Here is an 11,277-nt window from a genome sequence, read left to right as displayed (position 1 = left end):
ATCAACTTTGAAGCAATCAATTTTGACAATGCCGTAGCAACCGACAGGGACATCATCATCAAGGACAGAAGAGACCCACTTAGCTAAACTGTAGCATAATATATACCTGCTTAAAATTTTAAAAAAGTCCTAAACAGTTTTGTTAAGGGCTTTTTTTTTATCTTGCACGCTATATGGAAGAAAGAATAAAATGTAGGTATTTTATTTCATTAGCGTTATTAATTCTTTACACGCTTTATAGTTGTAGCTATTCCAAGAAATCCATTACTGAGCAAGCGCACTCACAACCAACAGATAGTGTCTTGTTTTATATATCTAAGGCCAATAGCGCTGCTATTTCCCAGCACCAAAGCAATTTAGACAAAGCCTTTGCGTTGGCTTTAAAAGCGAAAAACGACTCCCTAAAGGCAAATTATTTTACCGACATCTCTTATAATTACTTACTAAAAAATGACTCCCTAAAGTTTAGGAAGTCCAGTAAACTAGCGCTCCAATACACCAAGCGCATGGGAGATTCTACCTCTCTGGCCAATAACCATTGGGATTTGGCCACTTTTTTTGATGACTACAGCGTAGTAGACAGCGCCTTTTACCACTATTCAAAAGCTCAACAAATATTTTCGGCACTAGGCAATCCTTACCAAAGTGGTAGGATGTTGTACAATATGGCCACCATTCAATCTGCGATAAAGGATTATATAGGAAGCGAAATAAACACGGTGAAAGCCATTGAGCTGTTTAAACCGCTAGATAAATACCTAAATTTATATTATTGCTACACCAATCTCGGTTCTGTGAGCAATGCTTTAAAAGAATACGAGCGAGCATTAAACTATTATGACGAGGCCTTATTTTACTTAAACAAAGCTGCCCCCAATAGTACTGGAAATCTTGAAATCTACAACAATATAGGTACTGTTTATCAAGTGCTTGGAAACCACCAGAAAGCCCTAGAATATTTTGAAAAGGTAATTACTGCCGATAGTATAAAAACTAAGAATTTAAAGAGTTATGCCACTGCGCTCTCTAACTATGCCGATAGTAAAAGTAAGCTGGGCGATACCTTGCAGGTAGTAGATATTTTTAATGAGGTGTTAAAAATAAAGGATAGCCTACATGATACCCGAGGAATGGCCCTTGTACAATACCAGCTTGCAGATCATTATTTACAACACGGCGATAGTATTAACGCTTTAAAATATGCATTAATTGGTAAAGAAAATGCAAAACAAAGCAGCAGCAATCTTAGAACCTTGGAAATATTGGCCTTACTAGGTAGAATAGATCCAATAAATGCTACCCATTACACCCAAGAATACATAAAGCTTAATGATAGCCTAATACACGAAGAACGAACCATTCAGAATAAGTTTACCAGGATTAGGTTTGAGACAGATCAATTTATTGAGCAGAATGCTCTATTGGCCCGGCAGCGACAATTATGGATCGGGATCGCCGCAGGGACCCTGGTTATGGCGGTACTCCTTTTACTAATATTCTATCAGAGAAAAAGAAACCAGAAACTAAAGTTTGAGCAGGCACAGCAAAAGACCAATCAGGAAATATTTAATCTTTTACTAGCCCAAAGCACCAAAATGGAGGAAGGTAAGCTGTTAGAAAAGAAGAGAGTCTCCGAAGAATTACACGACGGCATTTTAGGTCAAATGTTCGGGATACGACTTATACTTACGGGCCTCAATAATAAAACCGATGAAGCCTCCGTTTTAAAAAGAACAGAACTATTAGAGAAGCTACAGCAACTGGAAGAAGAAATTAGAACCATTTCTCATGAATTAAGCAAAGCTTCCCAAGAAAAAATACATAACTTTATCACCTCCATTGAGGAGTTGCTTCAAACCGTAAGGGATTCCTCTAATATGCAATGTCAATTTAAGTATGATGATAGCATAGATTGGGACCAGTTAACGGCAGAATTGAAGATTAACATTTACCGTATTGTACAAGAGAGCTTGCAAAACTGTAGAAAGCATGCACAGGCAAGCTCGGTTTCGGTTGTTTTTGAAAAGGATGAAAAGCAACTAAAAATCGCTATTACAGATGACGGTATTGGTTTTAATGTGAAAAAAGGAAAAAAAGGAATAGGCCTAAAAAATATGAGATCCCGATTAGAAAAACTAAACGGAACTTATTCCATAGATAGTCAACTTGGCAAGGGAACAACGGTAACCGTAACCATCCCCTACCAAGTAAATAAACCTGCAGCTCCCAAATCTGCATAACTTATAAAGAATGAAGACTTTAAGAATCTTAGCGATAGACGATCATGAAATGATCACTACTGGTTATAAATTCCTATTGGAAGCCGCTGAATTCGAAGAATTTACCGTAAAGGTTGAAACTGCTAACACCTATGAAATTGGTAAACAAAAGATTGAGGATTCTGCACGATCTTTTAAGTACGACCTACTCTTACTGGACATACAGTTAACAGAAACTCATTTGGAAGAACCTTATACTGGAGAAGATTTGGGAATTTTAGCCCGAAAAGTCGTCCCCGATACCAAGGTAGTCTTTATGTCGTCCTTCAGCGATAATTACCGGATTAATAGCATCCTAAAAAATGTAAATCCGGACGGATACATGGTGAAGTCAGAAGTAGATCAAAAATCACTTTTAGCCATGGTTAAGGGGGTTATTACCAATCCACCCTATTACAGTCAGAAAGCACTAGTGGCCATTCGAAAAAAAGTATCTCATGACGAGACTTTGGACGATAATGATAAAAAAATTCTCTATCACGTATCTATCGGCACCAGAACAAAGGATATGGTGAACCACATAAATCTATCGCTAGCGGGTATTGAGAATAGGAAAAGACAGCTCAAGGTAATTTTTGGGGTAGAAAAGCAAAATGACCTTGCACTCATTACGGAAGCAAAAATCAGGGGTTTCCTCTAGATAAAACCCACCTGTCAGCATAGAGCCAACAAGCATTAATCCCTGATTTGCACTAGCTTAGCCAGCCTTTGTGGAACCCTAGGCGATTCCTATATAGTGTATTTTAACCGATAAATTTTCGATGAATGCATCCAAAATAGACGGAAACCTTACTTTTTATAAGGTTTTAGTTCAATGGTGAATAAGACTTAAACTTAAATTTGGAGTTTAGTTTCACCAAATCGCTCTAGGGATGCCAATACAAAACGATGATTTTCTTAACAACCGAAAAAAGGTTTGCAATGCCAGTACCCATATAGTAGGCTTAGAAAAATTTAGAAAACGCTTGGAAAAAGACTTTTATGCCAATATAAATATCAGCAGTTATTGGCAACGGGAGAACGACGCCCACTTAAGCATCGAATTCAGTTGCAATTTTAGTCTTTCAGAAGCGCTCTATTTTTTACAATACCCAAATGGATCGCCTGAAGATACGCCAAAACAAAACCCCAAGAAAACCACCTTATTCCATGAGGCGTACTCCGACTTACTGGAGGTAAACGAATTTTCCATGGATATCAGTGAGCTTTCTATAGTCTTAACGGATACCAACATCCTAATTAGTAGGATTTACGAACAAAGTATTGTGCATCAGTTAGAAGAAATTGCCAACGAATTAGACAAGCATACAATTTATTATACAAAGGGGCTATCAGATACGCCTTATGAAATTTTCATTCCTGTATTTGAGCAACCGGATCCGAATCCCCTACCCCAGTCTTTAGGTGTAAAGGTTAACAACACACCTCAACCAAGCGACTATTTTTACTATTGGGGGATGTACTTTGGCAGTGCAGAAAAGGCAGCAGTTTACGACCTATCTACCCAAAAACTGATAAAAGGGGACGTGCAGATTTTCTAGCCGGATATTAATTTCACTCTACAGCAAAAAAAAAGCCAACACTTAAAAGTGCTGGCTTTTTGCTTATTTATTACTTATCCTTAAGCTACAAACAGCTCTCGGTTATGCATCAATTCGTTTACTTTCTCCTTAACAGATTGGATAACTGCCTCATCTTCGGGATTGGTCAATACCTGATCAATTAGTCCTACGATTACCGGCATATGCTCTTCCTTAAGTCCTCTGGTAGTAATTGCAGCGGTACCAATACGTATCCCTGAAGTTACAAAGGGAGATTTATCATCAAAAGGAACCATGTTTTTATTCACGGTGATATCGGCTTTTACCAATAGGTTTTCTGCATCCTTACCAGTTATATCCTTACTTCTTAGGTCTATCAACATCATATGGTTTTCCGTACCTCCAGAAATAATCTTATATCCCTTTTCTACAAAGGCGTTGGCCATGGCAGCAGCGTTCTTTTTAACCTGCAACATATAATGCAAGAAATCGTCCGTAAGGGCTTCTCCAAAAGCTACAGCTTTTGCAGCAATAACATGCATTAAGGGTCCTCCTTGGTTTCCTGGGAATACCGCTAAGTCTAACAAAGCAGACATCTTTCTAAGCTTCCCATTTTTTAATTTAATTCCGAAGGGGTTATCAAAATCCTCTCCCATCAAAATAAGTCCTCCCCTAGGACCACGCAAAGTTTTGTGGGTAGTAGTGGTTACAATATGGCAATGTGGAATGGGATCACTAAGAATTCCTTTAGCAATGAGTCCGGCAGGATGCGAAATATCTGCTAATAAAAGTGCCCCAACACTATCTGCAATCTCTCTAAACCTTTTAAAATCCATATCCATGGAGTAAGCAGAGGCTCCAGCAATAATCATTTTCGGCTTTTCCTTGGTAGCGATTTCCTGAATTTTGTCATAATCCAATTTACCGGTTTCCTTATCTACCCCGTAAAACACAGGATTGTACAATCTACCCGAAAAGTTTACGGGAGAACCATGGGTTAAATGCCCCCCATGAGAGAGGTCAAAACCAAGAATGGTATCGCCCGGCTGTAAACAAGCGTGGTATACAGAGGCGTTCGCCTGAGAACCAGAATGGGGCTGTACGTTGGCATAAGCCGCACCAAACAACTCCTTTGCCCTGTTCCTGGCAATTTCCTCTACTTCGTCCACTACTTCACATCCACCATAATATCGCTTACCAGGGTAACCTTCAGCATATTTGTTGGTAAGTACGGACCCAGCCGCTTCCATTACTTGTGGACTTACAAAATTTTCCGAAGCGATAAGTTCTATTCCATCAATTTGGCGTTCCCTTTCCTCCTCAATTAGTTCAAAAATTAAATTATCCCGTTGCATACTGTTAAAGATTCAATTAAATAAAGCGCAAAAATACAAATTGCATCGCGTTAATTGGAAGAAAACAATATATTTGATATAGATATTTATTCAACATTAATTAACAAGCCTGTATATGCCTCTTAAAACCAACGACCCTGCAAAGAAAACGTGGCTACCAGTACCGCCCAATTCCGATTTTCCAATCCAGAATATTCCCTTTGGTGTCTTTTTAACCCGAGACGATATCATAACCATAGGCACCAGAATTGGCGATTACGCTATTGATCTGGGTGCACTGCACCAATTGGGCTATTTTAAAGGCATTCCGTTAAACAATGATATATTTTTACAGGACACGCTTAACGACTTTATTTCCGACGGGAAAAAAACATGGCGCTTGGTAAGGAACAGGATCAGCGAAATTTTTGATATCAACAACAAGGCCTTGCAGGGCAACGAGGACCATAAAAGTGTTGTGCTATTTACTATGGACGAGATAGAAATGCAACTACCTGTACAGATTGGCGATTATACCGACTTTTATTCCTCTAAAGAACATGCCACCAATGTAGGCAAGATGTTTCGGGACCCGGAAAATGCTTTGTTACCCAATTGGCTCCACCTTCCTGTGGGCTACCACGGCAGAAGCTCTACTATTGTACCCAGCGGCACCGCTATAAGAAGACCTTCGGGACAAACGCTTCCAAAAGGGGCAGAGCAGCCCGTATTTGGCCCCTCCAAATTGGTGGATTTTGAGTTGGAGATGGCATTTATTACTACCGATGCCAACGCATTGGGAGAACCTATTCCCATAGAGGATGCAGAAGATTATATCTTTGGAATGGTACTGTTTAACGACTGGAGTGCCCGGGATATTCAAAAATGGGAATATGTACCCTTAGGCCCGTTTTTAGCCAAAAGTTTTGCTTCCTCCATATCTCCTTGGATTGTTACCATGGATGCTTTGGAGCCTTTTAGAGTGCCCAGTCCTGAACAAAATCCACTCCCCCTACCCTACTTAAGACACCCAAACAACAAGGGGGTAGACATAAATTTGGAAGTATCCATAACCCCAGATAATGGCAGTGAAACCATAGTAGCCAAGTCTAACTTTAAGTATATGTATTGGACCATGGCACAACAATTAGCCCACCATACGGTAAATGGCTGTAAGATTAATAGTGGGGATATGATGGGAAGCGGAACCGTATCTGGACCTACACCTGATAGTTATGGTTCTATGCTAGAGCTTACGTGGCGTGGAGAAAAACCCTTACAACTGAAGGATGGCTCCACCAGAAAGTTTATTGAGGACCATGACACCGTTACCATGCGTGGTTATTGCGAAAAGAATAACGTACGCATCGGGTTTGGGGAAGTGGCTACCAAGCTATTACCGACTTACCAACATAAACAATAAAAATTTTATTCGTATTTGTACGATTTTCTCTTCATTTGCGTTTCAGTAATTAAGAGTTTTGGTCCTAGCCAAATCATTCATTGCAAAAATTAGAACGATCAAATTATGAAGAGAGTTATTCTGTTGCCCTTACTTACCATATTTTTCCTTTCCTGTAGCGGGGTGAAAAAAACCCAGGCAGATATCAACGTAGGCAATTATAACGCTGCTATCACCAACGCCTTAAAAAACCTAAGGGAGAATAAGTCTAAGAAAAGCCATCAACCCTATATCCTTTTATTGGAAGAGGCTTTTAAAAAGAATGCTGAGCGCGAATTACAACATATTGCCTTCTTAAAGAAGGAAAACAACCCGGCAAATCTGGAAGCCATTTATAACGGGTATGAGGGATTAAAAGCCATGCAAGAACGCATAAGACCATTGCTTCCCTTACAACTTTATGATGAAAATAGACAAGCTAGGTTTAGCTTTAAAAGTTATGACAACGATATACTCAACGCAAAAAAGAAGCTCTCTAACTATCTTTATGCAAATGCCAATACACTTTTACAAACGGGAAACTCCAAGCAAGACTATAGAAAAGCCTATGCAGACTTCAATTATTTAAACCAAATTAATCCGAATTTTAGGGACGTGAAGCTAAAATTGGAAGAAGCCCACCGCAAGGGATTAGATTATGTGAATGTAGTTATGATCAATGATTCCGAGCAAATTATTCCCGCTAGACTAGAAGCCGAACTATTAAACTTTAATACCTACGGCCTAAACGATATATGGACGGTTTACCATACCAACACTCAAGATAACGTTCCTTATGATTATGAAATGGAACTTGCCTTTACGGATATTAACATTAGTCCAGAACAGATTACCGAAAAACAGATACAGCGAGAGAAGTTAATTAAAGACGGTTATAAATACGCACTTAACTCGGAGGGGAATGTGGTAAAGGATAGTCTAGGCAATAAGATTAAAGTAGATAAGTTTAAAACCGTTCGCTGCGATTTCTATCAGTTCAACCAATTTAAAAAGGTGCAACTTAGAGGAAACGTTCGTTTTGTAGACCTTCATAGCAAACAGCAGTTAAACTCCTACCCACTAGTCAGTGAGTTTGTGTTTAGCCACAATTACGCAACGCATGAGGGTGATAAAAGGGCCTTAGAAGACAAACTACTTACCCTCTTGTCCAACTCTTCCGTCCCCTTCCCTACTAATGAGGAAATGGTGTATGATGCCGGGGAAGATCTAAAGTTCAAATTAAAGGGAATCCTGAACAGGCATCGCTTTAATTAAACAACTCTATCACTCCCTTCCAAAACCCTAGATGCATAAAGTTAGCTTCTAGGGTTAAACAAATTCCGCTAAATCTAGTTGGGAAATTCCTCCATGCGAATCATGCGCCACCACTACCCCCTCCTTAATGACTAATAGTTGGGGCGATTCATGTCTTAGTTGAAATAATGCTGCTACTTCATTGGAAACAGATCTATAACTTTGAAGATCTAGGTAATATAAATCTACTTGATCACTAGAAAGATTATAGGATGCATTAAATCCGTTCATAACCATCCTACTAATTCCGCAGGTAGTGGAATGCTTAAAAATCACTTGGGTCTTCTTGCCCGACTTTTCTTTAATTTCCGAAAGCTGATCCACAGAAGTTAAGGGTATCCATGGCACCTGATTTTCTTCCTTATTATTGTCTTCCAAATTATTATCCTTCCCAAATAACCTGTTTAATATTCCCATTTTGTAATTTTATGAATCGGTCGAACATTTGCTAACTTCCTTACACTATGTCTTTTTGTCTTAAAATTCCTCCAGCAAAGCGACATTTTGTCTTAAATTGAATATGGTAAGGTTGTTGCCTTAATCACATCAAAAATACACAATAACAAGACATAAAAAACAGCTATATGAACTTTAATAATTTCACCATAAAATCGCAGGAGGCCATACAGCAAGCGCAACAAATTGCGCAAGGCTTTGGGCACCAACAAATAGAAAACGAACATATATTTAAGGCTATTTCTGAAGTAGAGGAGAATGTACTTCCGTTTATTCTGAAGAAATTAAACGTCAACATTTCCATGCTGAAGCAAATTCTAGATAAGGAACTGGAAAGTTTTCCAAAAGTCTCCGGAGGGGAGATTATGGTTTCTAGGGAAGCAGGGAAAACCCTAAACGAGGCGGGCATTATTGCAAAAAAGATGGAAGATGAATATGTATCCATTGAGCATTTACTGTTGGCCATTTTTAAGTCTAAAAGTAAGATTGCACAGGTCCTAAAGGACCAAGGGGTAACCGAAAAAGACCTCACTGCCGCAATCAATGAGTTGCGCAAAGGAGGAAAGGTTACTTCCCAAAGTGCGGAGGACACCTATAATTCCCTAAACAAATATGCCAAAAACCTAAATGTACTGGCAGATAGTGGCAATTTAGATCCCGTAATTGGCAGGGACGAGGAAATAAGAAGGGTATTACAGATTTTATCTAGAAGAACCAAAAACAATCCCATGCTGGTAGGGGAACCAGGTGTTGGTAAAACCGCTATAGCCGAAGGGCTTGCGCATAGAATTGTACAGGGCGACATCCCGGAGAATCTAAAAGACAAAACCATCTTTTCCCTGGATATGGGAGCCCTCATTGCAGGTGCTAAATACAAAGGGGAATTTGAGGAGCGGCTAAAGGCAGTGATTAAGGAAGTTACTACCTCGGACGGGAACATTATATTATTTATAGATGAAATCCATACCCTAGTAGGCGCCGGAGGCGGGCAAGGGGCCATGGACGCGGCTAATATTCTAAAACCGGCACTAGCACGGGGCGAATTAAGAGCTATAGGGGCTACCACCCTGGATGAGTATCAAAAATATTTTGAGAAAGACAAAGCCTTGGAACGAAGATTCCAAAAGGTAGTGGTAGACGAGCCAGATACTGAAAGTGCCATTTCTATCCTGCGAGGTATTAAAGAAAAATACGAGACCCACCACAAGGTCCGAATCAAGGACGAGGCAGTTATTGCAGCCGTGGAATTATCGCAGCGCTATATTACCAACCGTTTCCTTCCCGATAAGGCAATAGACCTAATGGATGAGGCCGCTTCAAAACTACGGATGGAAATAAACTCCAAGCCCGAGGAATTGGATGTCCTAGATCGTAAAATAATGCAGTTAGAAATTGAGATGGAGGCCATTAAAAGGGAAGACGACACCTCTAAACTAAAAGCACTGAACATAGACTTGGCCAATATCAAGGAAGAACGAAACGAAATCTATGCCAAATGGGAGAGCGAGAAGGCCGTGGTTGATGATATCCAACAAACAAAGAAGGATATTGAAAACTACAAGGTGGAAGCCGAAAGGGCAGAAAGAAATGGAGATTACGGAAAAGTAGCTGAGATTAGATACGGAAAAATTAAAGAGGCCCAGGAAAAGCTAGAGAAACTCCAAGCCGATCTAGAACAGCAACAACTCGGGGAAACCTTGATTAAGGAAGAAGTTACCTATGAGGATATAGCCGAGGTAGTGGCTAAATGGACGGGTATCCCAGTTACTAAAATGCTGCAAAGTGAGCGCGAGAAACTCTTAAACCTAGAAGGGGTGCTCCACAAACGGGTAGTTGGTCAGCAAGAAGCAATAGAAGCAGTATCGGACGCCATTAGAAGGAGTCGCGCCGGACTCCAAGACCATAAGAAACCTATTGGCTCCTTCCTGTTTTTGGGAACCACAGGAGTTGGTAAAACGGAACTGGCCAAAACGTTAGCAGCCTACCTTTTTGATGACGAAAACGCCATGACCCGTATAGATATGAGCGAATATCAGGAAAGGCATGCGGTGAGTAGACTGGTAGGTGCACCTCCGGGATATGTTGGTTACGAAGAGGGAGGGCAATTAACCGAGGCGGTACGGAGAAGACCCTACTCCGTGGTATTATTGGATGAAATTGAAAAAGCACATCCCGATACCTTTAACATACTACTACAGGTCTTGGATGAAGGTCGCCTTACAGATAATAAAGGAAGGGTTGCCGATTTTAAGAACACGATCATAATAATGACCAGTAATATGGGAAGTCACATTATCCAAGAGAAATTCGAGGATAATTCCGATATCTATAGTGCCACCGAAGCCGCAAGGGTAGAGGTTCTGGGACTCCTACGGAAAACCATTCGTCCAGAATTCTTGAACCGAATAGACGATATAATCATGTTTACACCTTTGAGCAAGGAGGATATCAAGAAAATTGTGATTTTACAATTAGATCAATTAAAACAAATGGTAGAGGAGCAACAAATAACCCTCGATGCCACGGAGGAAGCTATCCAGTATTTAGCCAATAGAGGGTACGATCCGCAATATGGAGCGCGCCCCATTAAGAGAGTAATTCAAAAAGAGGTGTTAAACAACATTTCCAAAGAACTCCTTAGCGGTAATATAGGACCAGGCAGTGTGGTCCTTATGGATAACTTTGACGATAAGCTGGTATTTAGAAATGAAAAAGACCTTGCCAAAAAGCTGGGAAAATCGTAAATTAATTTTCCTCAAAAGCGCTCCATTTAACTATGGAGCGCTTTTTTATTCAAGAAGACACAGGCACAGCATTAGTGGCATTTAGCATATTCCTTCCCTCCTATGTAATATCCCATAATAATTTTAAAGCGAAATTGGTTTTATTGACAAACATTATATACCTTACAG

The 11,277-nt window shown here is 40.0% G+C and carries 8 protein-coding genes; 6 read left to right on the top strand and 2 right to left on the bottom strand.

Annotated elements, in window-relative coordinates; translation table 11 throughout:
• Nucleotides 1-173 precede the first annotated feature (173 nt).
• From BV214_RS13735 to BV214_RS13725, 3 genes are all read left to right on the top strand, one after another.
• Complete coding sequence (locus tag BV214_RS13735; protein ID WP_086478083.1) at nt 174-2,240, top strand: tetratricopeptide repeat-containing sensor histidine kinase; 2,067 nt, start codon at nt 174-176, stop codon at nt 2,238-2,240.
• A gap of 10 nt (nt 2,241-2,250) precedes the next feature.
• Complete coding sequence (locus BV214_RS13730; protein WP_086478082.1) at nt 2,251-2,919, top strand: response regulator; 669 nt, start codon at nt 2,251-2,253, stop codon at nt 2,917-2,919.
• A 232-nt stretch (nt 2,920-3,151) separates the two neighbouring features.
• Entirely contained in the window at nt 3,152-3,820 is a 669-nt protein-coding gene (locus tag BV214_RS13725) for a hypothetical protein (RefSeq protein ID WP_086478081.1), read from the top strand.
• 80 nt (nt 3,821-3,900) lie between these two features.
• Here the strand turns inward: BV214_RS13725 and glyA are convergent, their stop codons facing one another.
• Nucleotides 3,901-5,175, bottom strand: coding sequence for a serine hydroxymethyltransferase (gene glyA, locus BV214_RS13720; RefSeq protein WP_086478080.1), 1,275 nt, complete (start codon nt 5,173-5,175; stop codon nt 3,901-3,903).
• Nucleotides 5,176-5,290: 115 nt separating this feature from the next.
• On the opposite strand from glyA, the gene fahA reads away from it, so the two are divergent.
• Both fahA and BV214_RS13710 read left to right on the top strand, forming a co-directional pair.
• Entirely contained in the window at nt 5,291-6,577 is a 1,287-nt protein-coding gene (gene fahA / locus BV214_RS13715) for a fumarylacetoacetase (RefSeq protein WP_086478079.1), read from the top strand.
• 105 nt (nt 6,578-6,682) lie between these two features.
• Nucleotides 6,683-7,870 carry a hypothetical protein gene (locus tag BV214_RS13710; RefSeq protein ID WP_086478078.1) on the top strand — a complete coding sequence of 396 codons (1,188 nt, stop codon included), beginning with the start codon at nt 6,683-6,685 and terminating at the stop codon, nt 7,868-7,870.
• Nucleotides 7,871-7,924: 54 nt separating this feature from the next.
• Here BV214_RS13710 and ytxJ read toward each other — a convergent pair whose 3' ends face one another.
• The gene (ytxJ, locus tag BV214_RS13705) at nt 7,925-8,326 is read right to left on the bottom strand and encodes a bacillithiol system redox-active protein YtxJ (RefSeq protein ID WP_086478077.1); all 402 of its coding nucleotides are present in this window, start codon (nt 8,324-8,326) and stop codon (nt 7,925-7,927) included.
• Nucleotides 8,327-8,493: 167 nt separating this feature from the next.
• On the opposite strand from ytxJ, the gene clpB reads away from it, so the two are divergent.
• Complete coding sequence (gene clpB, locus BV214_RS13700; protein ID WP_086478076.1) at nt 8,494-11,109, top strand: ATP-dependent chaperone ClpB; 2,616 nt, start codon at nt 8,494-8,496, stop codon at nt 11,107-11,109.
• Nucleotides 11,110-11,277: the final 168 nt, after the last annotated feature.

This window comes from Arenibacter amylolyticus (assembly GCF_002150785.1).
GTDB classification, from domain to species: Bacteria; Bacteroidota; Bacteroidia; order Flavobacteriales; family Flavobacteriaceae; genus Arenibacter; species Arenibacter amylolyticus.
Note: the sequence above shows the minus strand (reverse complement) of the source record. Positions and strands in the feature narration are given on the sequence as shown.

Bases quoted from the DNA above. Each gene is read 5' to 3' on its own strand.
- BV214_RS13735 (WP_086478083.1), top strand. From the start codon at position 174: ATGGAAGAAAGAATAAAATGTAGGTATTTTATTTCATTAGCGTTATTA.
- BV214_RS13730 (WP_086478082.1), top strand. From the start codon at position 2,251: ATGAAGACTTTAAGAATCTTAGCGATAGACGATCATGAAATGATCACT.
- BV214_RS13725 (WP_086478081.1), top strand. From the start codon at position 3,152: ATGCCAATACAAAACGATGATTTTCTTAACAACCGAAAAAAGGTTTGC.
- glyA (WP_086478080.1), bottom strand. From the start codon at position 5,175: ATGCAACGGGATAATTTAATTTTTGAACTAATTGAGGAGGAAAGGGAA.
- fahA (WP_086478079.1), top strand. From the start codon at position 5,291: ATGCCTCTTAAAACCAACGACCCTGCAAAGAAAACGTGGCTACCAGTA.
- BV214_RS13710 (WP_086478078.1), top strand. From the start codon at position 6,683: ATGAAGAGAGTTATTCTGTTGCCCTTACTTACCATATTTTTCCTTTCC.
- ytxJ (WP_086478077.1), bottom strand. From the start codon at position 8,326: ATGGGAATATTAAACAGGTTATTTGGGAAGGATAATAATTTGGAAGAC.
- clpB (WP_086478076.1), top strand. From the start codon at position 8,494: ATGAACTTTAATAATTTCACCATAAAATCGCAGGAGGCCATACAGCAA.